The sequence below is a fragment of the Xanthomonas sp. NCPPB 3174 genome (assembly GCF_056725205.1).
Genome location: NZ_CM161517.1, coordinates 729,389 through 754,970, shown reverse-complemented (window position 1 = coordinate 754,970; position 25,582 = coordinate 729,389). Strand labels below are relative to the sequence as shown.

Annotated in this window: 23 protein-coding genes; 13 read left to right on the top strand and 10 right to left on the bottom strand. The window is 71.5% G+C overall.

The window, feature by feature from the left end; genetic code table 11:
* Positions 1-5 precede the first annotated feature (5 nt).
* Complete coding sequence (dtd, locus tag AC1PK7_RS03390) at positions 6-446, bottom strand: D-aminoacyl-tRNA deacylase (RefSeq protein ID WP_481099876.1); 441 nt, start codon at positions 444-446, stop codon at positions 6-8.
* Between the two features lie 174 nt (positions 447-620).
* Here dtd and AC1PK7_RS03385 point away from each other — a divergent pair, with 174 nt between their 5' ends.
* Positions 621-1,535: a lauroyl acyltransferase gene (locus AC1PK7_RS03385; protein WP_160945555.1), complete on the top strand. Its 915-nt coding sequence runs from the start codon at positions 621-623 to the stop codon at positions 1,533-1,535.
* A gap of 25 nt (positions 1,536-1,560) precedes the next feature.
* Here AC1PK7_RS03385 and AC1PK7_RS03380 read toward each other — a convergent pair whose 3' ends face one another.
* Positions 1,561-2,082, bottom strand: coding sequence for a GNAT family N-acetyltransferase (locus AC1PK7_RS03380; RefSeq protein ID WP_152182280.1), 522 nt, complete (start codon positions 2,080-2,082; stop codon positions 1,561-1,563).
* A gap of 288 nt (positions 2,083-2,370) precedes the next feature.
* Here AC1PK7_RS03380 and ribA point away from each other — a divergent pair, with 288 nt between their 5' ends.
* From ribA to AC1PK7_RS03365, 3 genes are all read left to right on the top strand, one after another.
* On the top strand, positions 2,371-3,495 hold the full coding sequence (gene ribA / locus AC1PK7_RS03375; RefSeq protein ID WP_481099875.1) for a GTP cyclohydrolase II RibA: 1,125 nt from the start codon (positions 2,371-2,373) through the stop codon (positions 3,493-3,495).
* A 152-nt stretch (positions 3,496-3,647) separates the two neighbouring features.
* Complete coding sequence (locus AC1PK7_RS03370) at positions 3,648-4,187, top strand: PH domain-containing protein (protein WP_481099874.1); 540 nt, start codon at positions 3,648-3,650, stop codon at positions 4,185-4,187.
* The gene (locus AC1PK7_RS03365) at positions 4,184-5,722 is read left to right on the top strand and encodes a PH domain-containing protein (protein ID WP_481099873.1); all 1,539 of its coding nucleotides are present in this window, start codon (positions 4,184-4,186) and stop codon (positions 5,720-5,722) included. Before AC1PK7_RS03370 ends, AC1PK7_RS03365 begins: the two co-directional genes overlap by 4 nt.
* Positions 5,723-5,744: 22 nt before the next feature.
* Here AC1PK7_RS03365 and AC1PK7_RS03360 read toward each other — a convergent pair whose 3' ends face one another.
* The 8 genes from AC1PK7_RS03360 to def form a co-directional block, all read right to left on the bottom strand.
* The gene (locus tag AC1PK7_RS03360; RefSeq protein ID WP_481099872.1) at positions 5,745-6,782 is read right to left on the bottom strand and encodes a CDP-glycerol glycerophosphotransferase family protein; all 1,038 of its coding nucleotides are present in this window, start codon (positions 6,780-6,782) and stop codon (positions 5,745-5,747) included.
* Positions 6,782-7,615: a glycosyltransferase family 2 protein gene (locus AC1PK7_RS03355; RefSeq protein WP_481099871.1), complete on the bottom strand. Its 834-nt coding sequence runs from the start codon at positions 7,613-7,615 to the stop codon at positions 6,782-6,784. Before AC1PK7_RS03355 ends, AC1PK7_RS03360 begins: the two co-directional genes overlap by 1 nt.
* A gap of 83 nt (positions 7,616-7,698) precedes the next feature.
* On the bottom strand, positions 7,699-8,973 hold the full coding sequence (locus AC1PK7_RS03350) for an O-antigen ligase family protein (RefSeq protein ID WP_481099870.1): 1,275 nt from the start codon (positions 8,971-8,973) through the stop codon (positions 7,699-7,701).
* A gap of 54 nt (positions 8,974-9,027) precedes the next feature.
* Positions 9,028-10,062, bottom strand: a complete 1,035-nt coding sequence (locus tag AC1PK7_RS03345) for a glycosyltransferase (RefSeq protein ID WP_481099869.1) — start codon at positions 10,060-10,062, stop codon at positions 9,028-9,030.
* Positions 10,063-10,138: 76 nt separating this feature from the next.
* The gene (locus tag AC1PK7_RS03340; RefSeq protein ID WP_371183812.1) at positions 10,139-11,854 is read right to left on the bottom strand and encodes an ArnT family glycosyltransferase; all 1,716 of its coding nucleotides are present in this window, start codon (positions 11,852-11,854) and stop codon (positions 10,139-10,141) included.
* Positions 11,855-11,879: 25 nt separating this feature from the next.
* Positions 11,880-13,199 carry a 16S rRNA (cytosine(967)-C(5))-methyltransferase RsmB gene (rsmB, locus tag AC1PK7_RS03335; protein ID WP_481099868.1) on the bottom strand — a complete coding sequence of 440 codons (1,320 nt, stop codon included), beginning with the start codon at positions 13,197-13,199 and terminating at the stop codon, positions 11,880-11,882.
* 173 nt (positions 13,200-13,372) lie between these two features.
* Positions 13,373-14,296, bottom strand: a complete 924-nt coding sequence (gene fmt / locus AC1PK7_RS03330) for a methionyl-tRNA formyltransferase (RefSeq protein WP_481099867.1) — start codon at positions 14,294-14,296, stop codon at positions 13,373-13,375.
* A gap of 111 nt (positions 14,297-14,407) precedes the next feature.
* The gene (def, locus tag AC1PK7_RS03325; RefSeq protein WP_010340689.1) at positions 14,408-14,920 is read right to left on the bottom strand and encodes a peptide deformylase; all 513 of its coding nucleotides are present in this window, start codon (positions 14,918-14,920) and stop codon (positions 14,408-14,410) included.
* A 138-nt stretch (positions 14,921-15,058) separates the two neighbouring features.
* Here def and AC1PK7_RS03320 point away from each other — a divergent pair, with 138 nt between their 5' ends.
* The 9 genes from AC1PK7_RS03320 (at position 15,059) to AC1PK7_RS03280 (ending at position 25,486) form a co-directional block, all read left to right on the top strand.
* A complete protein-coding gene (locus AC1PK7_RS03320) occupies positions 15,059-16,195 on the top strand; it encodes a LysM peptidoglycan-binding domain-containing protein (RefSeq protein ID WP_209231056.1) in 1,137 nt (378 codons plus the stop codon).
* Between the two features lie 81 nt (positions 16,196-16,276).
* The gene (gene dprA, locus AC1PK7_RS03315) at positions 16,277-17,431 is read left to right on the top strand and encodes a DNA-processing protein DprA (RefSeq protein ID WP_481099866.1); all 1,155 of its coding nucleotides are present in this window, start codon (positions 16,277-16,279) and stop codon (positions 17,429-17,431) included.
* Between the two features lie 43 nt (positions 17,432-17,474).
* Positions 17,475-17,948, top strand: coding sequence for a DUF494 family protein (locus AC1PK7_RS03310; RefSeq protein ID WP_010340686.1), 474 nt, complete (start codon positions 17,475-17,477; stop codon positions 17,946-17,948).
* A gap of 21 nt (positions 17,949-17,969) precedes the next feature.
* On the top strand, positions 17,970-18,689 hold the full coding sequence (locus tag AC1PK7_RS03305) for a pilin (protein WP_481099865.1): 720 nt from the start codon (positions 17,970-17,972) through the stop codon (positions 18,687-18,689).
* 39 nt (positions 18,690-18,728) lie between these two features.
* On the top strand, positions 18,729-19,670 hold the full coding sequence (locus tag AC1PK7_RS03300) for an RDD family protein (protein ID WP_481099864.1): 942 nt from the start codon (positions 18,729-18,731) through the stop codon (positions 19,668-19,670).
* Between the two features lie 226 nt (positions 19,671-19,896).
* Positions 19,897-22,383: a DNA topoisomerase I gene (locus AC1PK7_RS03295; RefSeq protein WP_481099863.1), complete on the top strand. Its 2,487-nt coding sequence runs from the start codon at positions 19,897-19,899 to the stop codon at positions 22,381-22,383.
* A gap of 288 nt (positions 22,384-22,671) precedes the next feature.
* A complete protein-coding gene (tsaC, locus tag AC1PK7_RS03290) occupies positions 22,672-23,232 on the top strand; it encodes an L-threonylcarbamoyladenylate synthase type 1 TsaC (RefSeq protein WP_420008885.1) in 561 nt (186 codons plus the stop codon).
* 848 nt (positions 23,233-24,080) lie between these two features.
* On the top strand, positions 24,081-24,836 hold the full coding sequence (locus AC1PK7_RS03285) for a DUF4124 domain-containing protein (RefSeq protein WP_481099862.1): 756 nt from the start codon (positions 24,081-24,083) through the stop codon (positions 24,834-24,836).
* On the top strand, positions 24,836-25,486 hold the full coding sequence (locus AC1PK7_RS03280) for a DUF4124 domain-containing protein (protein ID WP_420008883.1): 651 nt from the start codon (positions 24,836-24,838) through the stop codon (positions 25,484-25,486). Before AC1PK7_RS03285 ends, AC1PK7_RS03280 begins: the two co-directional genes overlap by 1 nt.
* The last annotated feature ends 96 nt before the right edge of the window (positions 25,487-25,582 follow it).

Here is a 25,582-nt window from a genome sequence, read left to right as displayed (position 1 = left end):
GGCGTCTACGGCCGGAGCAGGAAAGTGACCGGGCCGTCGTTGACCAGGCTGACGACCATATGGGCACCGAAGCGGCCGGTTTCCACCCCCGGCGGGTGCTGCGCCCGGCATACCTCCACCAATCGGTTGAAGCCGCGTTCAGCCTCGGCCGGCGGTGCCGCGGTGGTGAAGCTGGGCCGCATGCCCGAGCCGGTATCGGCGGCCAGGGTGAACTGGCTGACCAGCAGCAGGCCGCCGCCGGTGTCGCGCAGCGACCGGTTCATGCGCCCGCTGTCGTCGGAGAACACCCGGTAGCCGAGCAGGCGCTCGGCCATGCGCCGGATCCTGGCCTCGTCGTCGCCCGGCTCCACCGCCACCAGCGCCAGCAGGCCGGGCCCGATCTGGCCCACGACCTCGCCATCGACGCTGACCGAGGCCTGGGTGACGCGTTGGATCAACGAGAGCATTAGGGCCGGGATTGGGGATTGGGGATTCGGTATCGCCCGCGCGCTTGGCGAACGGCGGCGATCACGCAGGATCATCGCCGAACCGCTTGGATTGGGGAAGCCGGATCGCGTGCCACCGACGCGTTCCGCGACGCCGTGGGCGGGCCCGACGCGCCGAGCGGATAAACTGGGCCGATGAAACCCGCCACGCTTGCTTCCCTGCTGTATCGCTGCGCCGCCGCCGTGGCGCGCCTGCCGTGGCCGTGGCTGCGCCGCCTGGCCGACGGCCTGGCCGGGCTGTGGCTGCGCCTGGACGCGCGCGAGAGCCGGGTGGTTCGGCGCAACCTGGAGCTGGCCTATCCGGAACTGCTGCCCAGCGAGCGCGTGGCCCTGCAGCGCGACGTGCTGCGCTCGACCGCACGACAGGCGTTCGAGACCCTGGCGCTGTGGACCCGGCCGCCGGAACAGAACCTGGCGCGGCTGCGCCTGCGCCACGGGCAGGAACTGTACGACGCGGCGCTGGCCGCCGGCCGCGGGGTGATCGTGGCCGCACCGCATTTCGGCAACTGGGAGTTGCTCAACCAGTGGCTGGCCTCGCGCGGCGACATCGCCATCGTCTACAAGGCGCCGGAGTCGGCGGTCGGCGATGCCTTCCTGCAGTTGGTCCGCAGCGGCGAACGGGTGCGCCAGGTGCGCGCCGAGGGCCCGGCGGTGCGGCAGTTGTTCAAGACGCTCAAGGACGGCGGCGCGGTCGGCATCCTGCCCGACCAGCAGCCCAAGGCCGGCGATGGCGTGTTCGCGCCGTTCTTCGGCGTGCCGGCGCTGACCATGACCCTGGTCAACCGCCTGGCCGAGCGCACCGGCGCCACCGTGCTGTTCGCCTGGTGCGAGCGCGTCGGCAACGACCTGGAGTTCGCCCTGCACGTGCAGCCGGCGCCGCCGGACATCGCCGATGCCGACCCGCTGCGCGCGGCCACCGCGCTCAACGCGGGCGTGGAGCGGGTGGCGCGGCGCGACCCGGCGCAGTATCAGTGGACCTACAAGCGCTACACCCTGCGCCCAGACCCGGCCGAGCCCAATCCCTACGCCACCGAGCGCCATCCGCACTAGGGCGTTCGCCCCAGGCAGAACCCCGTCAGTCGTCGTGCGGCTGCGCCGGGCCGGCGAGGATGCGCTGGTAGAACGCCAGGTCCAGCCAGCGGCCGAACTTGAAGCCGGCCTCGCGCACCGTGCCGGCGTGCACGAAGCCCAGTTGCTCGTGCAGGGCGATGCTGCCGGCATTGCTGGCGTCGATGCCGCCGACCAGCACGTGCACGCCGCGCGCCTGCGCGGTCTCGATCAGCGCCTGCAACAAGCGCCGCCCCGCGCCGCGGCCGCGATGGTCGCGGTGCACGTAGACCGAGTGCTCGACGCTGTACTTGAACGCCGGCCAGGCGCGGAAGGTGCCGTAGCTGGCGAAGCCGACCAGGGTGCCGTCGGCGTCCTCGAGGCCCAGCACCGGGAAGTTGCCGGCGCGCTTGGTTGCGAACCAGGCCGCCATGCTCTCCGGCGGGCGCGGCCGGTAGTCGTACAGCGCGGTGGAATGGACGATGGCGTCGTTGAAGATCTCCAGGATCGCCATGGCATGGCGCGGTTCGGTGCAATCGACGAGCTGCATGCGGGCGGGGGGCCGGAGGGGATGCGAGGCGGCACAGTAGCAAGCAACCGGCGGCGCGTGCACACCCGCCCAGCGCCGGCGGCATTGCCGGGAACGCCGCATCCGGTTGCATCGGCGATGCCGTGCAGCCGGGCACAGTGCGTTCCATCGCCCGCGGGCTGGCGGGACAGGCAAAGCGCGCGACAATGGCGCCGGGCGCCATGCGCCTGCCGGCGCCGCGCCGGTGCCGCCGCGACCAAATGCGGCAGCCTTGAAGCGGCGCCGCCGATCCCCCATCTGGAGTCGTGCATGACCAGCCCCACCGCCCCTTCCGCGCACGCCTTCGGCGATCCTGCCGCGATCCGCAGCGAACGCGCGGCATCGGAGTTGCGTGCCGGGCGCCCGGTCCTGCTCGACGACGGTAACGGCCGCACCCGTGCGGTGATGGCGCTGGACAGCAGCACCGAACCGTCCTACTTCGGTTTCGCCGAGGCCAGCGGGCAGCGGCACTACCTGTTCGTGACCCCGCCGCGGGCGCAGGTGCTGGGCCTGGACGCGCCGCAGGGCGCGCGCATCGCCCTGGCCGGGCACTCCTACGACGCGCTGGCGGCGCTGGCCTACCTGCGCGACGGACCGGTACCGGCGCAGTGGCAGCCCGGCGACGCGCTGGATGCCGGCGCCGCCGAGATCGCGCGCCTGGGCCTGCTGCTGCCGGCGATGGTCGCGGCGGACCTGGGCGCGGACAGCAGCGCCTTCCAGGGCTGCCAGTCGCTGCGCCTGGACGACCTGGAACACGGCTGCGCCCTCGCCGCCTCCGACAGCTACACCCTGGTCACCCGTACCCAGGTGCCGCTGCGCGACCTGGGCCCCGGCGAATTCGTGGTATTCCGCGGCGGCGTGGCGCAGCGCGACCAGGTCGCGATCGTGATCGGCCAGCCCGACCTGAGCGCGCCGGTCCCGGTGCGCGTGCATTCCTCCTGCCTCACCGGCGACCTGTTCGGCTCGCTCAAGTGCGACTGCGGCGATCAGCTGCGGCACGGCCTGGCCAAGCTCAAGGCGCTGGGCGGCGGCGTGCTGCTGTACCTGGACCAGGAAGGCCGCGGCACCGGCATCGCCACCAAGATGCGCGCCTACGGCTACCAGCACGACGGCCTGGACACCATCGACGCCGACGCGCAACTGGGCTTCGGCGCCGACGAGCGCCGCTACGGCAGCGCCGTGGCGATGCTGCGCGGACTGGGCATCGACCGCGTGCGCCTGCTCACCAACAACCCGAACAAGGCCGAACGCCTGCGCGCGGCCGGTATCGAGGTGACCGAGCGCATTCCGGTCACCGGCACGATCACTGCCGAGAACGAAGGCTACCTGCGCACCAAGGCCGCCCGCGCCGGCCACGCGCTGGACGTGGACGCGCTGCTGCGCGCGGCGCGCTGAACCACCGCCGCGGCTCGGCACCCTCCACTGCCTGCCCGGATCGGGACGGACACCGCGCCACGGACAGCGCACGCCCGCCAGCGCCGCGTTAGGATCGCAGGCCACGCCGCGCGCCCGCGCCCCGAGACCCCGACGTGATCGCACCGCCGCCCATGGAAGACTCACCCGCCGCGCCCGCGCCCAGCGCTTTCGCCGCCACCCCGGCGCCCGCGGACTGGCCGCCGGCCGACTGGCAACCGGTGCCGTTGCGCGGTGCCTGGCTGGCCGCACTCGGCGGCGGCTGCATGCTCGGGCTGAGCCTGGTGGTCGCCGCCGGCATCGTCGGCCTCAGCCTGCACAGCCTGCATGCGCTGGCCCTGGGCGCCGTGGCGGCGGCGGTGGGCAGCCTGTGCGGCGCCTGGGTCGGCTTCGTCCGCCACCGGCGCATCCGCTGGCGGCTGAATGCCCAAGGCCTGGACGTGTTCCGCGGGCGCCTGTGGCAGAGCGAGACGCACGTGCCGATCTCGCGCGTGCAGCACCTGGACCTGCGCCGCGGTCCGCTGGAACGCGCCCTGCGCCTGTCCACCCTGGTCGTGCACACCGCCGGCACCCGGCACACCGCGGTCGCCGTCCCCGGCCTGGACCAGGCCGATGCCGAGCGCCTGCGCGAACGCCTGGCGCACCAACTCGACCACGACGACGACGCGCTGTGAGCGACCTCGCCGACACCGAGCACGCCACGCCGGTCCGGCGCCTGCATCCGTGGTCGTGGCTGTTCGTGCTGCTGCAGCACCTCAGGCACTTCCTGCTGCCGTTGCTGGCGCTGCTGGTGTTCGGCAGCCGCGACGGCCACCGCGATCACGCCGATCACCTGGTGATGCTGGCGGTGTGCAGCGGGCTGGTGGCGGTGTCGCTGCTGCGCTATCTCACCTACCAGTACCGCATCGGCCACGACAGCCTGAGCATCCGCAGCGGCTGGCTGGAACGCAGCCTGCGCGAGATCCCGTTCGCGCGCATCCACAACGTGGTGGTGCACCAGTCGCTGCTGCACCGGCTGTTCGGCGTGGCCGAGGTGCGCCTGGAATCGGCCGGCGGCACCAAGCCCGAGGCGCAGATGCGGGTGCTGCGGCTGGACCAGGCGCTGGCGCTGGAACAGCAGATCCGCCACCGTGCGCCCGCCGCCGAGCGTGCCGGGGCCGGCGACGACGCGAGCGCCGCGCCCGCCGTGCCGGACAGCGAGCTGCTGCTGGCCCTGCCCACCGCCGAGGTGCTGCGCCAGGGGCTGATCTCCAACCGCGGCATGGTGGTGCTGCTCACCGCGTTCGGCGCCACCTACCACCTGTTCCCCGAGCGCATGATCTCCAACGCGATCGAGCACTACGGGCGGCAACTGTTCGGCTACGCCACGCACCTGCAGTTGGGCTGGATGGCCGGCGCGGTGACCTTCGCGCTGATGCTGGCGACGCTGTTGCTGCTGATGCGCGCCTTGTCGATGGGGCTGGCCATCGTGCAGTACCACGGCTTCCGGCTGAGCGAGAGCGAGCGCCGGCTGACCGTGGAGCGCGGCCTGCTGACGCGGTTGCGCAGCAGCGTGGCGCTGCGCCGGATCCAGGCCTGGACCCTGCACGAGAGCGTGCTGCAGCGGCTGCTGCGGCGGCGCAGCCTGCACATCGAGACCGCGGTGATCCAGTCGCACCACGGGCACGGCCACGAACACGCACTGACGGAACTGGCGCCGCTGGCCACCCCGGCCGCCTGCGATGCACTGCTGCAGCGGCTGCTGCCGCAGGTCACCTGGCCGCCAGCGCACTGGCACGGGATCGCCACGCGCCACTGGTGGCGCCTGTCGCTGCCGGCGCTGCTGCTGGTGCCGCTGCTGTGCGCCGGGCTGTGGCCCACGCTCGGCGTCTGGGCCGCATTGGGCCTGCTGTGGCTGCCGTGGTCGGCGTTCAAGTCCTGGCGCCAGGCGCAGCGCATGGGCTATGCGCTGGACGCGCGCTACGTGGCGGTGCGCGGCGGCTGGTGGCGGCGCTGGTGGCGGCTGGCCGAACTGGACAAGCTGCAGACGCTGCACCTGAGCCGTTCGCCGCTGGACCGCTGGTGCGGCACCGCGACGCTGTGGTTGGACACCGCCGGCGCTCGCCACGGCGAACCGCCGCTGCGCGTGCGGCTGCTGCCGGACGCGCAGGCACGAGCGCTGTACCGGCAACTGGGCGCGGCGCTGGCGCAGCGGCGGCTGCGCTGGTGAGCGGGTGCGGCGGCGGTACGCGTCAGCGACGCGCGCCGCGGCCCCAGTAGCCGATCCGGCGGCGGATCTTCAGCTTGCGCCACAGGTTCAGCGGCTTGCGCCGCGGGTTGCGCGCGCCCGCGGCGACGAACTCGTCGATCGCTTGCAGCACGCGCTCGCTGGACTGGCCGTCGCGGTAGGGATGCAGGCCATCGGCGAATTCGCGGATCGCCGCCATCAGTTCCGGCGGCCGCTGCAGCGCGCGACGGATCGCCGGTTCGAACTGCGCCGGATCGTCGATGTCGATCAGCTGCGGCCCCGGACGCCGGTTCTTGAAGGTCACCACCGGCTTGTAGGTGAGCAGGAACTCGTTGAGCGCGGACGAGGTGTCCGAGCACATCATGTCCACCTGCGGGAACAGTTCCAGGATGTTGTCGTTGTCGGCAAAACGCAGGTACTCGCTCTCCAGCGCGCGGTAGCGCGCGACCATCGCCGGGTCCATCTTCGGATGGAAGGTGACGATCCAGCGCCATTCGCCGCTGCGCGAGAGCCGCGCGACCTCGTCGTAGAGGATGCCGGCCGCGCTCCACGACGGCGAGAACGTGGAGTGGTACAGGATCACCGGCGGCTGCCGGACCGGCGCCAGTTCCGCGCCGATCTCGCGCATGAACGGGTCGATCTTGGGGAAGCCGGTTTCCTTGACCGCGAAGTGGCCGAGCTTGCGCGCCAGCGCGCCGAACGCGGCGGTGTCGCGCGGGCCGGTGGTGCAGTACAGGTCGAAGAAGCCGCGCACGTAGATGTGCCGCGGCTTGCCGGCATCGAAGCCGTGGAAGGTCTCGACCTTCACCCCGGGGAAGAAATGCGGCACCGCGTTGCTGGAGGTGATCACCGCATACGGATCCCACGCCAGCACTTCTTCCACCGTCGCCAGGTGGCGCTCGTCGGCGCTCAGATCCTCGGCGCCGGGACCGTCGAAGAACCATGCCGCCTGGTCGCCGCGTGCGCGGATCGCCGCCTGCAGCGGGCGCAGGATCGCCAGCGCATAGCGCTCGGATCCGTACAGCAGGTAGTGCTTGCTCATCAGTGCTCCAGTTCGTGCCGTTGCAGTTGCGCCCGCGCCTGTTCCACCGAGGCCGGGTTGATCTGCATCTCGTAGTAGCGCATGCGCTTGTACAGCGCGTAGCTGGCCGCGGTCTGCGCCACCACGAAGCCGCGCCAGCCGTCGAGGAAGGCCAGCCGCAGCAGATAGTCCTTGAGGAAGGCGCCGGCGAACACGAACGGGCTCTGCCACATTCTCACCGGCTTGCGCTTGTCGCGCCAGCCGAGCGCCTTAAGTTCGGCGTAGCGCAGCACCTTGAGCTGCTTGTGCACCAGGGTCGGGTTGTGCAGGTGGTTGAACGGCGGCGCAAACGCGGCGCTGGCACCGTCGAAGCGCAGCGATTCGTGCACCCGCGCATCGCTCCAGCGCGCGCGGCCGCGGTGGTACAGCCGCGCCAGGCGCTCGCCGACCATCGGTTTGTACCAGCGCATCGGCGCGCCCATGTACCAGGTGCTGCGGCGCAGCCACACCGCGTCCACGCGGTCCTCGGCGAGCAGTTGCGGCAGCCGCGCCAGGCATTCGGCGCGCAGCGCGTCGGAGAGGAACTCGTCCGCGTCCAGCACCAGGATCCAGTCGTGCGCGGCCTGGGTGGAGGCGAAGTTGCGCTGCGGGCCGAAGCCCAGCCAGGCCTGCTCGACCACGCGCGCGCCGTGCGCGCGGGCGATCGCCACGGTGTCGTCGGTGCTGCCGCAGTCCACCACCAGCTTGTCGGCGGCGAACGGCACGCTGTCCAGGCAGCGCGCGATGTTGGCGGCCTCGTTGTAGGTCATCACCACCAGGCTCAGCGGCAGGGTGGCGGCGGCAGCGTCGGCCATGGCGCGCGGTATCCGTCAAGTCAGGCGCGGTGCCGGCGGTCGGCGCCCGGCGCCGCGCCGCCCGGCGATGCGGGATCGGCAGTCTACCGGCTTCGCGCGGCGCCTTCAGCGCCCGGGCCCGGCTCCGCCTCGCGCGCGGCCAGCCCGATCAGCACGCCGACCAGGGCGACGTAGAAACCGGTGCTCACCTGGTGCGCGAACATCGACTGGGTCATGCCGCACAGCACGTAGGCCGCCACCACCATGATCCCGGCCGCCGCCGCGCCGTGGAACTGCGGCTGTGGCCGGCGCCGGTACAGGCGCAGCAGCAGCCACAGCGGCACCCCGTACACCATCAGGATCAGCACGGTACCGGGCAGGCCCTGGGTCGCGCTCCACTCGGCCAGGTCATTGTGCGCGTGGCCCAGGTGGCAGCGCTCGACGAAGCCCTTGCGGCAGTCGGGCAGGCGCAGCATGGCGTTGTCGAAACGGCCCACGCCGACCCCGACCACGGGGTGTTCGACGAAGGTCGCCGCCGCCACCTGCAGGCGTTCGATGCGCGCGCCGGCCGAGGAATCGCTGTCGCCGCGTTCGTAGCGCTGCACGTCGTGGTGCAGTTCGGCCAGGCGGGTCTGCTTGGTCAGCGCCGGCACGCTCAGCACCAGCACCGCCGCCAGCGCGGTGCACGCGCCCAGGATCATCAGCCGGGTCGCGCTGTCGCGCCAGCGCAGGCACAGCGCGCTGACCACCAACAGCAGCAGGACGCCCAGCCACACGCCGCGGCTGCCGCTGAGCAGGATGACGATGCCGCCGGCCACCACCGCGGCGGCGGCCCACGGCCACTGGCCGCGCGGCCGGCAGAACACCGCCAGCACCATCAGCATCAGCACCACGTCGGCCAGCACGATGGCGTTGGTCCAGCCCTCGGCACGCGGCTGGCCCTGCAGTACCTGCACGCTGGCCAGCACCAGGGCGGCGAGGATGCCGAGCAGCGCGCCCCACCACAGCAGGCGCTGCGGCGGCCGCAGCGCATAGGTCCACAGCGCCGCCCACGGCAGCACCAGGAAACGGGTGCGGTTGTCGATGTCCTTCAGCGGCTGGCCGAAGTACAGCACCGAGCACAGCGACAGCCCGATCACCAGCAGCGCCAGGATCCACAGCCAGCGCAGCGACGGCTGCATCGGCGCCACCGCCTGGCGCAGCTGCGGCAATGCCAGCAGGCTGGTCGCCAGCAGCAGCAGGCCGAACGGCAGCAGGCCGCTGGGCATGCTGATCACCAGCGCCGGCAGGCACAGCAGCGCGAGCGCCGCGCCTCGCTCGGCCAGGGACTGGCGCGAGAACGCGGAAACGGCATGGCGTGGCGCGATGGGCTGGGACATCAAGGATGGAAGCCGTCGGGGTGGGGGTGGTCGGCGATGATCCGGGGCGCTTCCCTAACCCGGCCTGACCTGTTCGCGATCGGCGCCGCGGCTGGCCGGTGCGGCGGGCGGCAGCGCCTCCCCGAGCAGATCGGCCACGGCCGCGCGCAGGCGCTCGCCGAACTCGCGCCGGCGCGTCTCGAAGAAGCCGCGCGCGGCGGTGCCCAGGGCGTCGCACTGCATCGGCGACAGCGCCAGCGCCTGCGCCATCGCCTGTTCGAGGCCGGCGGCCTCGATCCGGTAGCGCACGCCGAAATTGTCCGGCCCCTCGCCGACCGGATCGATCAGCACGCCGCGCTCGGCGCTCACCAGCTCGTTCATCGGCGCCCCGTTGGTGGTGATCACCACCGCGCCCACGCTCAGCGCTTCCATGATGTAGTGGCCGAAGCCCTCCACCTCGGAGGGGCACAGGTGGAAGCGGTGCGCGTTCTGCAGCCGCCGCAGTTCCTGCTGGTCCAGGTAGCCGGTCAGGTAGTCGATGTTCTCGGCCTCGATCGGATGGGACTTCTTCGCGCTCTGCACCACCGTCAGCCGCGGCCACTCGGGGTGCCGCGCCCAGGTCTGCAGCAGCAGCGCCGTGCCCTTGGCCGAACTGCGCCCGGCCACATGCAGGCAGGCGCGTTCGCGCGGGACCTCAGGACGGTAGCAATCGTCGCTGCAAAAGCCGATGAAGGCGGTCGGCGCCATGGTGGAGAACCGCTGCTCGGCCTGGCGGGTCTTGCACAGCACCTGGGCGAAGCGCGGCAGGCAGCGCAGCCACTTGTGCCGGAACCACTCCGGGTTGGGGATCAACGCATTGCGCAGGCCACTGCCCAGGCAGCGCGGATACACCCGCTCCAGGAAGATCTGCAGGTCGGCGCGCCCGAACAGCAGGCTGCGCAGGAACAGGCGCAGTTCGCGCAGCCGATTGGCCATGCGCACGGTGCCGAAACCCAGCACCTCCACGCGGTAGCGGCCGGTCTCGCGCAGCAGGTCGGCGACCACCTGCAAGTCGCGACTGAGGCCGCCGCCGTTGTCGCGGCTGATCACCCGGATCAGCGGCGGCGGCATGCGCGCTCCCCGGCCCGCGCGACGCGCTGGCCGCCACCGGCAGTCGCAGCACACCGCCGCGGTGCGCGGGTGCGGCTCATTCGAAGCGGTCCTTGTCCTGCTCGCGCAGGCGGTCGCGGTCGTCCTGGGTGACCACGCAGTGGCCGTGCACGGCGCTGGCCGGGACCAGCCACCAGTCGCGTCGGTTGGACACGCCGGCCAGGATGCTGGCGTTGCGGTCCACGCAGCCCAGCATCGCCGCCTCCTGCACCAGCAGCCAGCGCCGCTGCGGCGCCTGCGCCTGCCAGGCGATGCCGCGACGCAGTTGCTCGTCCCACGGCACCACGAAGCCGAAGGTCGTGGCCGGGCGGTCGGCCATCAGCAGGTTCTGCTCCTTCCAGGCGACCAGGCCGAGTTCGGCCTGCGGGCCGATACGGCGCCCCACCGACTCCATCACCCCACGCGCCGAGCTGGACATGTTGATCAGCGGGTACACCAGCAAGCCGGCCATCACCCAGACCATGGTCAGGGTCGAGACCGTCGCCAGTTCCGGGCGGCGCCGCGCGAATGCGGCCAGGCTGGCCACGCCCCACAGGCCGATCGCCAGCAGGATCCAGGCCAGCACCTGCACGGTGGCCAGGTCGATGCCGCGGTCTTCCATCATCTTCGCGCGGAAACCGTGCCCCAGCAGGATCGCCGCACCCACGCCGCCCAGCGCCAACGTCAGCAGCGCGGTGAACGCGAGCAGCAGGCGCTTGATCCCGGGCTTGCGCAACAGCCCTGGAATGAGCGGCCCCATCGCCAGGCACAGCATCGGCAGCGCCGGCAGCACGTAGACATCGCGCTTGCCGGTCGGGATCGAGAAGAACAGCACCACCAGCGCCCACCAGGCCAGCGGCAGCAGGTAGCGCGCGTCGCGCCGGCGCAGGCGCCGCGCCCAGGCAGGGATCGCCCACGGCAGCGCCAGCAGCACCGGCAGCCACATGCTCGGCATCACCCCGAAGAAATACAGCGGCCCGTGCGCGTGGTCCCAGGACTTGGCGTAGCGCCCGGCGGTCTGCCGGAACAGGATGTCGTTGAGGTAGGCGCGGTACTCGGGCGCGTTGCTCGACAGCGCGGTGGCGACCATCGGCACCAGCCAGATCGACACCGCCGCCAGGAACGCCAACGGTCCCAGCCAGAAACGCGGATCGCGCAGGCCAACCCGCACCCCGCGCCAGTGCGCCAGCGACGCCGCCGCGGCCGGCAGCAGCATCAGCAGCGCCAGCACGCCCACGCCCTTGGTGATCGTGCCCAGCCCGGCGGCGAACCAGCCCAGCGCCCACAACCGCCAGTCCGGCCCGCGCAACAGGTGGCGCAGCAGCGCGTAGTTGGCCAGGGTAATGAAGAAGACCACCAGCGGATCGATCTGCGCCTTCTTCGCCTGGTAGGTGAAGTGGAACGCGAACAGCAGCGCGTAGGCCGCGTACATGCCGACGCGACGCGTCCACAGGCGCCGGCCGAGATCGTAGACGCAGGCCAGCGTGCCCAGCCCGGCCAGCAGCGAGGGCAGCAGGAACGCCACCCGCCAGTTGCCGAACAGCGTGTAGAAGCTGGCCTGCAGCCACATCAGCATCGGCGGCTTGTCCGAGTACAGCTCGGTGCCGCGGTGCGGGAACAGCCAGTTGCCGCTCTCCACCATCTGCTTGGCGACCAGCGCGAAGCGCGGCTCGTCGGCCGGATGCGGATCGCGCAGGCCCAGGCCGGCGCCGAGCACCAGCACCGCCAGGATGGCCAACAACCAGAACTCTCGGGAGGCGCGGGTCTTCAGCATGGGAAGCGATGATACCGGCGCCGGTTCATGCCGTCTTGCGGAACCGCGCGTAGTAGAAACCGTCGCAGTCCTGCTCGCCGGGGAAGCGCTGGCGACCGCCGCCGGAGGCATGCCCGCAGGCTTCGCCCGGGTCCTCCAGCGCTGCATCAGGCTGCCGCGCCAGCAAGGCCTGCACCTGCCGCGCGTTCTCGTCCTGCAGCAGCGAACAGGTGGCGTAGACCAGCACCCCGCCCGGCCGCAGCACCTGCCAGGCGGCGTCGAGCAGGCGCGCCTGCAGCGCCTGCAGCGCCACCACGTCCTCGCGGCGGCGGTGCAGCAGCACGTCCGGCTGGCGGCGCACGATGCCGGTGGCCGAACACGGCGCGTCGAGCAGCACCGCGTCGAACGGCACCCTGTCCCACCAGTCCTGCGGCTGCGCCGCATCGGCGACCTGCAACTGTGCCTGCGCGCCGGCGCCGGTGCGCGCGAAGGTCTCGCCGACCCGCGCCAGACGGCGCGCATCCACGTCCAGCGCGGTCAGGCGCAGACTGGGATCGCGTTCGAGCAGGTGCGCGGACTTGCCGCCGGGCGCCGCGCAGGCGTCGAGCACGCGCGCGCCCGGCGTCGGCGCCAGCACGTCGGCGACCTGCTGTGCCGCGCCGTCCTGCACCGACACGCGCCCCTCGGCGAACCCCGGCAAGGCCCCCACCGCCAGCGGCGTCTCCAGCCGGATCGCATCGGCCAGCAGCGGCGAGGCCTGCGCGGCGACACCGGCCGCGGCCAGTTCCTGCAGGTAGGCGTCGCGGGTGCCGCGCTGGCGGTTGACCCGCAGCCACAGCGGTGCCGGCTGCTGGCTGGCGGCGAAGATCGCCTCGACCTGCTGCGGCCAGTCGGCGCGCAGCGCATCGCGCAGCCACAGCGGCCAGCCCGCGTCGGCGGCGACCGCCGGCAGCCCGTCGCGCAGCGCGCGCCGCAGCAGCGCATTGACCAGGCCGGCCTGGCGCGGCCGATCCAGCGCGCGCGCCGCCTCCACCGTCGCCGACAGCGCCGCGTGCGGCGCCAGGCCCAGCGCATCGAGCTGGGCGAAGCCGGCCAGCAGCAGGCCGCGCAGTTCGGCGTCGCGCTGCGGCAACTGCTTCTGCAGCCACATCCGCAGCGCGGCCTCGTAGGCCGGTCGGCGGCGCAGCACGGCGAAGCAGATCGCCTCCACCAGCGCGCGGTCGCGCGGATCCGGCAACGTCGGCAACGCCGCGGCCAGTTCGGCCTTGAGCGAGCGGCCTCGGTCGATCACCGCGGTCAGCACGCGGGCGGCGAGCACCCGCGGGGCCACGCCCGGCGGCCACGCAGCGTTGGGCGTCGCGGTCATCGGCGTGCGCTCCAGGCCGGGCCGCCGCTTCGGGCGCATGCCGCACAGTGGTCGCCCGCGCGGATGGTGCGCAGGCGCGGGGCAGCAGTGGACGCGCGTCCACGCCCCGGCGAGGATGCGCCTACAGACGCGCCTGCCAGGCCCGACACAGCGTACGCAGGCATGCCGACGCCTTACGCCAGGACCGGCAGGTCGCGCCGTGCGTTGAGGTAGTCGGCAGCGGTGATCGCCTTGCCGCCGTCGCGCTGCAGCACGCGCAGGCGCAGCGCGCCCTGGCCGCAGGCGATGTCGATGCCCTGCTTGGACGCGGTCAGCACCGTGCCCGGCTGCTGCCCGTGGGCCAGGTCCAGCGCGATCGCACCGTGCACCCGCACCCGCTCGCCGGCCAGCATCGCCTCGGCGACCGGCCACGGATCGAAGGCGCGCACCTGCCGCGCCAGCTGCGCCGCCGGCTGCTGCCAGTCCAGCCGCGCCTGCGCCTTGTCCAGCTTGTGCGCGTAGGTGACGCCGGCCTCCGGTTGCGGCTGCGCCACCGGGCGCAGACCGGCGCGCAGCAGGCCCAGGCCGTCGGCCAGTACCTGCGCGCCGAGCGCGGCCAGGCGGTCGTGCAACTGCCCGCCGGTCTCGTCGGCGCCGATCGGGGTCCGCTGCGACAACAGCACCGGGCCGGTATCCAGCCCCGCTTCCATCTGCATCAGGCACACCCCGGTCTCGCTGTCGCCGGCCTCGATCGCGCGCTGGATCGGCGCGGCGCCGCGCCAGCGCGGCAGCAGCGAGGCATGCACGTTCCAGCAGCCGTGGGTCGGGATCTCCAGCACCGCCTTGGGCAGGATCAGCCCGTAGGCCACCACCACGATCAGGTCCGGCTGCAGCGCGCGCAGCGCCTGCAGCGTCTCCGGCGAACGCAGCGTCTGCGGCTGCAGCACCGGGATGCCGCGCGCCACCGCCTCCAGCTTGACCGGCGATGGGGTCAGCCCACGGCCGCGCCCGGCGGGCCGGTCCGGCTGGGTGTAGACCGCGACCACTTCATGGCGCTGCGCAGCCGCGCGCAACGACGGCACGGCGAAGTCCGGCGTACCGGCGAAGACGAGTTTCATTGGGTGGAGATTCGGGATTGGGGATTGGGGATTCGCAACGGTGGGATCGGCGGCCGGAAGGGAGTGATTCGCTCTGGCGAATCCCCAATCCCGACTCCCGAATCCCGGCCGTCAGGCCACGTGCTTGCGCGCCTTGGCCAGCTTCTTGCGCACCATTTCGCGCTTGAGCGGGGACAGGTAGTCGACGAACAGCTTGCCGTCGAGGTGGTCCATCTCGTGCTGCACGCACACCGCCAGCAGGCCGTCGGTGCTCAGTTCCTGCGGCTGGCCCTGGCGGTCCAGGTAGCGCACGGTGATGGCGTCGGCGCGGGTCACGTCGGCGTAGATGCCGGGGACCGAGAGACAGCCCTCCTGGTACACCTGTTCGCCGTCGCGCTGCACGATCTGCGGGTTGATGAACACCTGCGGTGCGTTCTTCTCCTCGCTGACGTCGATGACCATGAAGCGCTTGTGCACGTCCACCTGGCTGGCGGCCAGGCCGATGCCGGGCGCGTCGTACATGGTCTCGAACATGTCGTCGAGCAGGCGTTGGAAGGCCGCGGAGGTGACCTCGGCGGCGTCGACCGGCACCGCCTTGGTGCGCAGGCGCGGGTCGGGGAATTCGAGAATGGGGAGCAGGGCCATAGCGGTACCCAAGATGGGGGCGCCGGACGATTCGGCAAGGCCTGCGAATTCTACCCGTTTCTGCGCCCGGCGCTTGCGCCCGCACCAGGGTTCTGCACTATAGTGCGCCAACCTGTTGGGGAATCAGGCTCCGCGCTCATGTTCAATCGACTCCGTACGGTCGTCGCCGTGGCGATGCTCACCGTGGCGACCTACGCTGCTTCCGCCAGCATGGCTGCCGAACACCCCGACACCTACGTGGTGCGCAAGGGCGATACCCTGTGGGACATCGCCGGGCGTTTCCTCGGCAAGCCCTGGCTGTGGCCGGAGATCTGGCAGGCCAATCCGCAGGTGCACAACCCGCACCTGATCTACCCCGGCGACGTGCTGAGCCTGGCCTACCTGGACCGTGTGGCGCACGCCGAGGTCAAGCCGGGCCCGCGCCAGGACGCGCCGATCGACGCGATCCCGCTGGCGCAGGTGGAGCCGTTCCTGAAGAACCTGCGCGTGGTCGATCGCATCGACGACCTGCCCTACGTGGTCGGCACCGAAGACAACCGCCTGCGCGCCACCGACGGGCAACTGGTCTACGCGGTCGGTCTCGGCCAGGCCCAGGCCGGGCAGCGCTACGCCGTGGTCCGTCCGACCGTGCGCTACCTGCTGCCCAAGCTCAGCGACGACCTCAACGCCGAAGGCCGCAGCACCCCCGGCAGCGGCAACCTGTGGCAGACCTTCGTGCCGCCGGACAAGCGCCGCGAGACCCTCGGCTACGAACTGGCCCAGGTCAACATCGGCACCGTCGCCCGGGTCTCCCCCGACGGCCGCCAGGCCACCGCCCTGCTGCTGCAGGACAACGCCCGCGAAGTGCGCGCCGGCGACCGCCTGATCCCGGTCGAGGCGCAGCCCTACGACCTGCAGTTCGTGCCGCATCCGCCATCCGAGCAGGCGCTGGCCGCCGGCCTGCGGGTGCTGGCGGTGGCCGACGCGTTCAGCGCGGCCGGTCCGCGCGACGTGATCGCCATCTCCGGCGGCCGCCGCGAAGGCATCGACAACGGCACGGTGGTGTCGCTGTGGCGCCATGGCACCCGGGTCAACGACCGCGTGCGTCACCCCAATACCTCGCGCGCCGACGACGGCTTCACCGGCGGCAGCGGCACCACGGTGGCGCTGCCGGACGAGTACGCCGCGCACGCGATGGTGTTCCGCACCTTCGACAAGGTCAGCTACGCGCTGGTGATGGACGGCATCAAGCCGACCCGGATCGGCTACGACGTCAAGCATCCGGACGCGCGCTGACCCGCCACCGGGGAGTCCCCCTACAGCGATTGCAGACGGCGCCCGAGGGCGCCGTCTGCGTCTGCGGCCTAGCCTGGGCGCATGTCCCGTTCGGCTGCCACCTCCTTCGACGCACCCGCCGATCCGGCCCTGCTGCTCCTGTCGCTGGCTGGCGGCGCCAGCGCCCCGCGCCGGCAGTTGCTGGAGCGGCATGGCAGCCCGGCTGCGGCGCTGGCCGCCGGTCCCGCCGCCTGGCATGCCGCCGGTCTGGACGTGCCGCAGATCGCCGCACTGCAGCGTCCCGATCGCGCAGCCCTGGACACCGCCGAACGCTGGCTGGCGCAGCCGGGCCGGCACCTGCTCGGTTGCCACGATCCCGACTACCCCGCCCTGCTGCGGCGCACGCCCAACCCGCCGCTGGCGCTGTACGTGGACGGCGATCCCATGGCGCTGTGGCATCCGGCGGTGGCCGTGGTCGGCAGCCGCGCACCCAGCGCAGGCGGCCGCGACAACGCCTACGGCTTCGCCCTGGCCCTGGCCACGGCCGGCTTCGCGGTGACCAGCGGCATGGCCAGCGGCGTGGATGCCGCCGCGCACCGGGCGGCACTGTCGCGCGCCGACGGACGGACCGTGGCGGTGGTCGGCACCGGCCCCGACCTGGCCTATCCGCGCCAGCATGCCGCCCTGCGCGACCAGATCGTCGAACGCGGCGCGGTGGTCAGCGAGCATCCGCCCGGCACCCCGGCGCGGGCGGGCCACTTCCCGGCGCGCAACCGCATCATCGCCGGACTGAGCCTGGCGACCCTGGTGATCGAGGCCGCCACCCGCTCCGGCGCGCTGATCACGGCGCGGCTGGCGGCGGAGGCCGGGCGCGAGGTGTTCGCCCTGCCCGGCTCGATCCACAACCCGCTGGCACGCGGCTGCCATCGACTGATCCGCGACGGCGCCGGGCTGGTGGAACGCGCCGAGGAGGTCGTGGCCGGCGTCGCCCCACTGGCCGCCGAACTGGCCGACGCCTTGCGCGGGCGCCTGAACGCCCCCACACAGGGAGCCAGCACCGCGCGCGGCGCCACGCCGGCCTTCTCCGACCCCGACTACCAGCGCTTGTGGCAGGCGCTGGGCCACGACCCCATCTGTATGGATTCAGTCATCGCACGCAGCGGATTGACGGCCGCAGCGGCGTCCTCCATGCTGCTGGCCATGGAACTGGATGGCTACGTGGCGGTCGAACGCGGTCGTTACACCCGCAAACCCTAGTTTCTTCACCTCCACAGCGTCTCGCGACGCAGGCCGAGGGGCAATGAAAGAGAGCATTCTGGATGTCCTGCTGTACCTGTTCGAACACTATTTCAGCGAAGACGCGGATCCGGTCCGCGATCGCGACTCCCTCCAGAATGGCCTGATCCAGGCCGGTTTCAGCCCCACCGAGATCAGCAAGGCGTTCGACTGGCTCGACGCCCTGGCAGACCAGCGCCCGGCCGTGGCGCAGCCGCGCATCGACGGTCCGATCCGCATCTACCACGGCCCGGAACTGGACAAGCTCGACGTGGAGTGCCGCGGCTTCCTGCTGTTCCTGGAGCAGCACGGCATCCTCGACAGCGACCAGCGCGAGCTGGTGCTGGACCGGGCCATGGCCCTGGACCAGGACGAACTGGACCTGGACGACCTGAAGTGGGTGGTGCTGATGGTGCTGTTCAATCAACCCGGTGCCGAGGCGGCGTACGCGTGGATGGAAACGCAGATGTTCGTCGACGAGCCGGAGCCGGTCCACTGAGCCGCTGACGGTCGCGCACGGATGCACGAAGACACCTCCCCATTGGCGGTCTGGTATTACGTCGATGCCGCCCGCGAGCGGCATGGGCCGTTGCCGGCGTCGGCCCTGCTGGAGCGCCTGCACGACGGCCGCCTGCAGCGCGACACCCTGGTCTGGCGCGAAGGCCTGCCGGAGTGGCGGCCGCTGCATGCGCTCGCCGCCGAACTGGGCCTGCCCGACGCCCCCACCCCGCCGCCGTTGCCGCCGACCCTCCAGGCGGCCGCTCCCGCAGGCCCCGCCGCTGCCCCGCCACGCAGCGGCCTGTCCGGCTGCGCGATCATGGCCATCGTCGGCGCCGTCGCCGGCGTGCTGCTGGTGGCCTTCCTCGGTATCGGCGCGGCGATCGCCTTGCCTGCCTATCAGGACTACCTGGCACGCGCGAAGGTCGCGCAGGCGCTCGGCACCCTGGCGCCGCTGAAGGACCAGATCGGCGCATTCACGGCGCAGGAGCACCGTTGTCCAGTGAACGGCGACACCGGCTTCGGGACGCCGCAGAGCTATGCCGGCGACGCCATCGCGCAAGTGCGGATCGGCCGCTTCGACAACGGCCACTGCGGCCTGGAAGCCACGCTGCACCTGCCCGGCACCAAGCGCCTGGATGGCAAAGCGCTGTGGCTGGACTACGATGAGCGCACGTCCGCCTGGAACTGCAGTTCCGACCTGGACGATCGCGTCCTGCCGGTCCACTGCCGCGGCGGCTGACCGGCGCACCGTTTTCGACTGCAACTCCCGGGGAACAGAATGACTGAGTGGTACTACGCCGATGCGGCGCAGCAGCGCCATGGCCCGCTGGCGGCCGCCGACCTGCAACAGCGCTTCCAGCGCAGCGAGATCGGGCTGTCCACCCTGGTCTGGCGCGAAGGCCTGAGCGAATGGCGCACCCTGGCCGAGTTCGTCGACGAGCTCGGCCTGGCCCAGGCGCCTCCCCCGGCACCTGCGCTGCCCCCCTCGGAGATCGGTACGGACGTGCCGCCGCCCGCCCCTCCCCCGGCCGTGCCCGACGCCTGGACCGCGCCCGCCGTGGCGGCGTCGCCCTACGCGGCGCCCAGCGCCATGCTGGACAGCGGCACGCGGGTGGTCGGCGGCGGCGAAGTGGTGCAGGCCGGGTTCTGGAAGCGCGTGGCCGCCTACCTGATCGACGCGTTCCTGGTCGGCATCGTCTCCAACGTGATCCAGTTCGTGGTGATCCTCGGTTTCATGGGGGTCAACCGCGTCGGCAGCGAGCCCAACTTCACCTCCGCCGCCGGCATCATCATGCTGCTGATGATGTACCTGGTGCCGCTGGCGATCTCGGCCCTGTACTACGGCCTGTTCCACGCCTCCACCAAGCAGGCCACGCTGGGCAAGATGGCGGTCGGCATCAAGGTGGTGCGCACCGATGGCAGCCGCATCACCGTCGCCCGCGGCATCGGCCGCTATTTCGGCTTCATGCTGAGCGGCCTGACCGTGGGCATCGGCTACCTGATGGCGGCCTTCACCGAGCGCAAGCAGGCCCTGCACGACATGCTCTGCGACACCCTGGTGGTGGACAAGTGGGCCTACACCGACCACCCGGAGTGGCAGCAGCGCAAGCTGGGCACGGTCACTGTGGTGATTCTGTCGCTGTTCGGCCTGCTGGCCGCGGCCTCGCTGCTGGTGGTGATCCTGGCGATCGGCATGGCCGCCAAGGGCGGCTGGCACTGAGTCCGGCGGCCTCCGGGGGCCGCGCGGCGGCCCGTCCGGCCGGCGTCGGCTTGACAGCGGGCGCCGGACATGTCCACTAATAAATAAGCGCCGTTGCTGAACGCCCGGGGGTTCCGCCCCGGGCGTCGGCTTCTCTGCGAGACCGCAACGCTTCACTAACCGGAGCAATTGCGCCACCCTACCGCCCCCAGGGCGTCCGCCCACGCCCATCGAAGCCCGACCCGCCATGTCCAAGCACCTGCTCATCGTCGAATCGCCCGCCAAGGCCAAGACGATCAACAAATACCTCGGCAAGGATTTCCACGTCCTGGCCTCGTATGGGCACGTGCGCGACCTCATCCCGAAGGAAGGCGCGGTGGATCCGGACGACGGCTTCGCGATGCGCTACGCGCTGATCGACAAGAACGAGAAGCACGTGGAAGCCATCGCCAAGGCGGCCAAGGCGGCCGAAGACATCTACCTGGCGACCGACCCGGACCGCGAGGGCGAGGCGATCAGCTGGCACATCGCCGAGATCCTGCAGGAGCGCGGGCTGCTCAAGGGCAAGCCGCTGCACCGGGTGGTGTTCACCGAGATCACCCCGCGCGCGATCAAGGAAGCGATGGCGCAGCCGCGGCAGATCGCCGGCGACCTGGTCGACGCGCAGCAGGCGCGGCGCGCGCTGGACTACCTGGTCGGCTTCAACCTGTCGCCGGTGCTGTGGCGCAAGGTGCAGCGCGGCCTGTCCGCCGGCCGCGTGCAGTCGCCGGCGCTGCGCATGATCGTCGAGCGCGAGGAGGAGATCGAAGCCTTCGTCGCCCGCGAGTACTGGTCCATCGCCGCCGACTGCGCGCATCCCTCGCAGCACTTCAACGCCAAGCTGATCAAGCTCGACGGGCAGAAGTTCGAGCAGTTCACCATCACCGACGGCGACACCGCCGAGGCCGCGCGCCTGCGCATCCAGCAGGCCGCGCAGGGCGCGCTGCACGTCACCGACGTGGCCAGCAAGGAGCGCAAGCGCCGCCCGGCGCCGCCGTTCACCACCTCGACCCTGCAGCAGGAAGCCTCGCGCAAGCTCGGCTTCACCACCCGCAAGACCATGCAGGTGGCGCAGAAGCTGTACGAAGGCGTGGCGATCGGCGACGAAGGCACGGTCGGCCTGATCTCGTACATGCGTACCGACTCGGTCAACCTGTCGCAGGACGCGCTGGCCGAGATCCGCGACGTGATTGCCCGCGACTACGGCATCGCCTCGCTGCCGGACCAGCCCAACACCTACCAGACCAAGTCCAAGAACGCCCAGGAAGCGCACGAAGCGGTGCGCCCGACCTCGGCGCTGCGCACCCCGTCGCAGGTCGCCCGCTTCCTGACCGACGACGAGCGCAAGCTGTACGAGCTGATCTGGAAGCGTGCGGTGGCCTGCCAGATGATTCCGGCCACGCTCAACACCGTGAGCGTGGACCTGTCGGCCGGCAGCGAGCACGTGTTCCGCGCCAGCGGCACCACCGTGGTGGTGCCCGGCTTCCTGGCCGTGTACGAGGAAGGCAAGGACAACAAGAGCGCCGAGGACGAGGACGAGGGCCGCAAGCTGCCGGCGATGAAGCCCGGCGACCGGGTGCCGCTGGAACGCATCCTGGCTGAGCAGCACTTCACCCAGCCGCCGCCGCGCTACACCGAAGCGGCGCTGGTGAAGGCGCTGGAAGAGTACGGCATCGGCCGTCCCTCGACCTACGCCTCGATCATCCAGACCCTGCTGTTCCGCAAGTACGTGGAGATGGAGGGCCGCAGCTTCCGCCCGTCCGACGTCGGCCGCGCAGTCTCCAAGTTCCTGTCCAGCCATTTCACCCAGTACGTGGACTACGACTTCACCGCCAAGCTCGAGGACGAGCTGGACGCGGTCTCGCGCGGCGAGGAGGAGTGGATCCCGCTGATGTCGCGGTTCTGGGAGCCGTTCAAGGAACTGGTCGAGGACAAGAAGGAATCGGTCGACCGCGCCGAAGCCAGCGGTGCGCGCGAGCTCGGCACCGACCCCAAGACCGGCAAGCCGGTGAGCGTGCGCCTGGGCCGCTTCGGGCCGTATGCGGCGATCGGCAGCACCGCCGAGGACGCCGAGGACAAGCCCAAGTTCGCCTCGCTGCGGCCCGGCCAGAGCATGCACACCATCACCCTGGAGGAGGCGCTGGAGCTGTTCCTGATGCCGCGCAGCCTCGGCCAGGACAAGGGCGAGGAGGTCAGCGTCGGCATCGGCCGCTTCGGCCCGTTCGCCAAGCGCGGCAGCGTCTACGCTTCGCTGAAGAAGGAAGACGACCCCTACACCATCGATCTGGCCCGTGCGGTGTTCCTGATCGAGGAGAAGGAAGAGATCGCGCGCAACCGCATCATCAAGGAATTCCCCGGCAGCGACATCCAGGTGCTGAACGGCCGCTTCGGCCCGTACATCAGCGACGGCAAGCTCAACGGCAAGATCCCCAAGGATCGCGAACCGGCCTCGCTGAGCCTGGACGAAGTGCAGAAGCTGCTGGAGGAAACCGGCAAGCCGGTGCGCAAGGGCTTCGGCGCCAAGAAGGCCGCCACCAAGAAGGAAGCCGCGCCGAAGAAGGGCGCGGCGAAGAAGGCCGCCACCGATGCCCCGGCCAAGCCGGCGGCGAAGAAGGTGGTCAAGAAGGCCGCGAAGAAGACCGCCAAGAAAGCGGTGAAGAAAGCCGTCAAGAAGACGGTGGCCAAGGGCGGCTGAGCCGCTCTGCGGATGACCGAGGGTGGCCCAATGCGCCACCTCGGATAGTACGAGCACGGCCGCTGAGCCGTCTTCTCGCGGTGCCCACGGCGTCTCTCAGCGCCTGAAGAACCGCGCCACCGCGGCTGTCTGTGGGAGGGGCTTCAGCCCCGACGCGTTATCGGCAAGGTGTCGGGGCCGCCCCTCTCCCACAGAATGGCGGCACGGCCGGAGACTTGCGAAAAATCCCGAGTCCCGCCCATCCGACCCTCATTGTCCTTAGACGAGGACGTGCCGCATGATGCGCGCATGACCGACCTGTCGCTGAGCCATGCCGTCGCCGTCCTGCGCCAGGGCGGCGTGATCGCCTATCCCACCGAAGCCGTGTGGGGCCTGGGCTGCGATCCGCACGACGAGACCGCCGTGACCCGCCTGCTGCGGATCAAGCAGCGCCCGGTGGACAAGGGCCTGATCGTGGTCGCCGCCGAACTGGATCCGCTGCGCCCGCTGCTGGACCTGTCCGCGTTGCCAGCGGACCGGCTGGCCGCGGTGCTGGCCAGCTGGCCTGGGCCGCACACCTGGATCCTGCCCGCCGCTGCGCACGCGCCGCCGTGGGTCACCGGCGCGCACCAGGGCATCGCCGTGCGGATCAGCGCACATCCGCTGGTGGCCGCGCTGTGCCGCGCCTGGGGCGGCGCCCTGGTGTCGACCAGCGCCAACCGCGGCGGCGAGCCGCCGGCGCGACAGCGGAGCGAGCTGGACCCGCTGGTGCTGAAAGAGCTCGATGGCCTGCTCGACGGCGACACCGGCGGCCTGGCCCAACCCACCCCGATCCGCGACGCCGCCAGCGGCGAGATCCTGCGTGCCTGAGGCGCTGCTCTTCAGCGCGGCACGCGTGTCTTCCGCCGTGTCGGCGTCTGGCGGCAATGGCGCGATGGAGCAACGTGAGCGCTTCGCGCGCCGTACCCTCACCCCAACCCCTCTCCCGGGGGGAGAGGGGCTAGCTGTTCCCTTCTCCCCTTGGGAGAAGGTGGCCCGAAGGGCCGGATGAGGGTGCGGGCGCAGCCTCGTACACCCAAACTACGCGAGTCGCTTCGCGCCGGACCCTCACCCCAACCCCTCTCCCCGAGGGAGAGTTGCTAGCTGTTCCCTTCTCCCCTTGGGAGAAGGTGGCCCGAAGGGCCGGATGAGGGTGCGGGCGAAGCCTCGTACACCCAAACTACGCGAGTCGCTTCGCGCCGGACCCTCACCCCAACCCCTCTCCCCGAGGGAGAGTTGCTAGCTGTTCCCTTCTCCCCTTGGGAGAAGGTGGCCCGAAGGGCCGGATGAGGGTGCGGGCGAAGCCTCGTACACCCAAACTACGCGAGTCGCTTCGCGCCGGACCCTCACCCCACCCCCTCTCCCGACGGGAGAGGGGCTAAGCGCCTCCCTTCTTCCCTCGGGACCATGGCCCCCTTTCCGGGGGAAGGTACCCCGCAGGGGCGGATGAGGGTCGGACGACGCCTGTCAGCGACAGATCGACGCGCGGCACTTCACGAGCGCCCTGAACGGCCGGCGGCGCCGCATAACCACTGCGCGAAATGCTGCAGGAAGCGCGCTGGCCAACCCACGGCACCAATGCGCTACGAGACCACGCTGCGCACCACCCGCGCCATCGCGTCCTGAATCCCCGCTCGCCCGCCCTTTCCCTGGCCGCCCAAGGCGCGCAAGATGCGCGCATGCGCCGCTTTCTTCGCCCGTTGCTGCTGCTGAGCCTCTCGCCCTGGATCGGCGTCGGCTGGGCGCAACAGACGCAGACGATCAGCAGCGACGGCAGCAATTCCTCGGTGCGCATCTACCGCTGCATTGCCGCCTCCGGCGCGGTCAGCCTGCAGAACGCGCCCTGCGAGAACGCGCGCCAGCAGCAGGTGCTGGACATGCAGCGTCCACGCGATCCGCCGCCGCGGCCGACCACCACCATCAGCACCGATCCGGCGCGTGGCGAGGCGTCGCCGGCGCCGCTGCCGCAGCGGGAACTGCGCATCGTCACCGTGCAGCCGCCGCAGCCGATGTACGAATGCGTCACCCCGGAAGGCACGCGCTACACCAGCGACGACAACGCCGGCAATCCGCGCTGGGTGCCACTATGGGCCTATGGCTACGCCGAGGGTCCGTACGCGCGGCCGTCCGGGCGCGGCCCCGATGGCCGCTCGCCCGCCCCGCCGGGACCGCCTGCGCCCGGTGCACCGCGCCCGCCCGGACCGCCGCCGCCGGGGGTGGCCGCGGGCGCCGGCGTGATCGTGCCGGCCGGCAGCACGATGATCCGCGACACCTGCACGGCGCTGCCCGAGCAGGAGGTCTGTGCGCGCCTGAGCGACCGCCGCTGGGAGCTGATCCGTCGCTACAACAGCGCGCTGCAGAGCGAGCGCCGCGCGATGGAGATCGAACAGCGCGGCATCGATGCGCGCCTGGCACGCGACTGCGGCGGCACCTGATGCGCCAAGCGCTCGGCCTGATTGCGTTGCTGACGTGTGCCGGCGCTGCGAGCGCCGAACCGGTGGTGTTCTATCGCTGCACCGATGCGCAGGACAACCTGACCATCCAGAACCAGCCCTGTCCCAAGGGCATGCGTCAGCAGAAGAAGATCATGCAGGGCGTAAGCAGCGCCGCACTGCCGACCGCGCTCGCGGCCAAGCCTGCGCCATCGCCGCCCCCGGCGAGCGCCACGAACGATGCCACACCTGTGGACGTGCCGGCCCCGGCCGACACCGCGGCGGCTGTAACGCCACCGCCACCGCCTCCAAAGCTGCCACCGCCATCGCTGTACACCTGCACCACCCGCGAGCAATCGTCCTACATCGGCGAGGTCGCCGAACCGCCGCCGCGTTGCGTGCCGCTGCACACGACGGACCTGGACGGTGGCCCCAACCAGGCCGGCGGCAGCGCCTGCGAAGTGTTGCGCGACCAGTGCCAGCCGCTGCCCGCCGAGCAGCTGTGCGACGCCTGGAAGAACTATGTGGCCGAAGCCGAGACGCACTGGCGCTTCGCCGTGCCCGAGCATGCCGAAGCGCTGCACGCGGAGTTCGAACGCCGTCAGCACCTGCTCGAGGCCAGCAACTGCGGCGTAGAGCCGCCCGCGCCGTAATCCATCTCGCGCGCGCGTGGGTGTGCGCCTGGTTGCGTCGGAGCGGCTTCAGCCGCGACCGGGCGTTATCGGGAAAGCCTGGTCGCGGCTGAAGCC

What these genes read in the sequence shown, in the direction of transcription:
- AC1PK7_RS03370 (WP_481099874.1), top strand. Translation starts at nt 3,648, where the DNA reads ATGGAAGACTCACCCGCCGCGCCCGCGCCCAGCGCTTTCGCCGCCACC.
- dprA (WP_481099866.1), top strand. Translation starts at nt 16,277, where the DNA reads ATGTCCCGTTCGGCTGCCACCTCCTTCGACGCACCCGCCGATCCGGCC.
- tsaC (WP_420008885.1), top strand. Translation starts at nt 22,672, where the DNA reads ATGACCGACCTGTCGCTGAGCCATGCCGTCGCCGTCCTGCGCCAGGGC.
- AC1PK7_RS03305 (WP_481099865.1), top strand. Translation starts at nt 17,970, where the DNA reads ATGCACGAAGACACCTCCCCATTGGCGGTCTGGTATTACGTCGATGCC.
- AC1PK7_RS03340 (WP_371183812.1), bottom strand. Translation starts at nt 11,854, where the DNA reads ATGCTGAAGACCCGCGCCTCCCGAGAGTTCTGGTTGTTGGCCATCCTG.
- ribA (WP_481099875.1), top strand. Translation starts at nt 2,371, where the DNA reads ATGACCAGCCCCACCGCCCCTTCCGCGCACGCCTTCGGCGATCCTGCC.
- AC1PK7_RS03295 (WP_481099863.1), top strand. Translation starts at nt 19,897, where the DNA reads ATGTCCAAGCACCTGCTCATCGTCGAATCGCCCGCCAAGGCCAAGACG.
- AC1PK7_RS03360 (WP_481099872.1), bottom strand. Translation starts at nt 6,782, where the DNA reads ATGAGCAAGCACTACCTGCTGTACGGATCCGAGCGCTATGCGCTGGCG.
- AC1PK7_RS03350 (WP_481099870.1), bottom strand. Translation starts at nt 8,973, where the DNA reads ATGTCCCAGCCCATCGCGCCACGCCATGCCGTTTCCGCGTTCTCGCGC.
- AC1PK7_RS03280 (WP_420008883.1), top strand. Translation starts at nt 24,836, where the DNA reads ATGCGCCAAGCGCTCGGCCTGATTGCGTTGCTGACGTGTGCCGGCGCT.
- AC1PK7_RS03300 (WP_481099864.1), top strand. Translation starts at nt 18,729, where the DNA reads ATGACTGAGTGGTACTACGCCGATGCGGCGCAGCAGCGCCATGGCCCG.
- rsmB (WP_481099868.1), bottom strand. Translation starts at nt 13,199, where the DNA reads ATGACCGCGACGCCCAACGCTGCGTGGCCGCCGGGCGTGGCCCCGCGG.
- AC1PK7_RS03285 (WP_481099862.1), top strand. Translation starts at nt 24,081, where the DNA reads ATGCGCCGCTTTCTTCGCCCGTTGCTGCTGCTGAGCCTCTCGCCCTGG.
- AC1PK7_RS03380 (WP_152182280.1), bottom strand. Translation starts at nt 2,082, where the DNA reads ATGCAGCTCGTCGATTGCACCGAACCGCGCCATGCCATGGCGATCCTG.
- AC1PK7_RS03310 (WP_010340686.1), top strand. Translation starts at nt 17,475, where the DNA reads ATGAAAGAGAGCATTCTGGATGTCCTGCTGTACCTGTTCGAACACTAT.
- AC1PK7_RS03355 (WP_481099871.1), bottom strand. Translation starts at nt 7,615, where the DNA reads ATGGCCGACGCTGCCGCCGCCACCCTGCCGCTGAGCCTGGTGGTGATG.
- AC1PK7_RS03345 (WP_481099869.1), bottom strand. Translation starts at nt 10,062, where the DNA reads ATGCCGCCGCCGCTGATCCGGGTGATCAGCCGCGACAACGGCGGCGGC.
- fmt (WP_481099867.1), bottom strand. Translation starts at nt 14,296, where the DNA reads ATGAAACTCGTCTTCGCCGGTACGCCGGACTTCGCCGTGCCGTCGTTG.
- AC1PK7_RS03385 (WP_160945555.1), top strand. Translation starts at nt 621, where the DNA reads ATGAAACCCGCCACGCTTGCTTCCCTGCTGTATCGCTGCGCCGCCGCC.
- AC1PK7_RS03320 (WP_209231056.1), top strand. Translation starts at nt 15,059, where the DNA reads ATGTTCAATCGACTCCGTACGGTCGTCGCCGTGGCGATGCTCACCGTG.
- def (WP_010340689.1), bottom strand. Translation starts at nt 14,920, where the DNA reads ATGGCCCTGCTCCCCATTCTCGAATTCCCCGACCCGCGCCTGCGCACC.
- dtd (WP_481099876.1), bottom strand. Translation starts at nt 446, where the DNA reads ATGCTCTCGTTGATCCAACGCGTCACCCAGGCCTCGGTCAGCGTCGAT.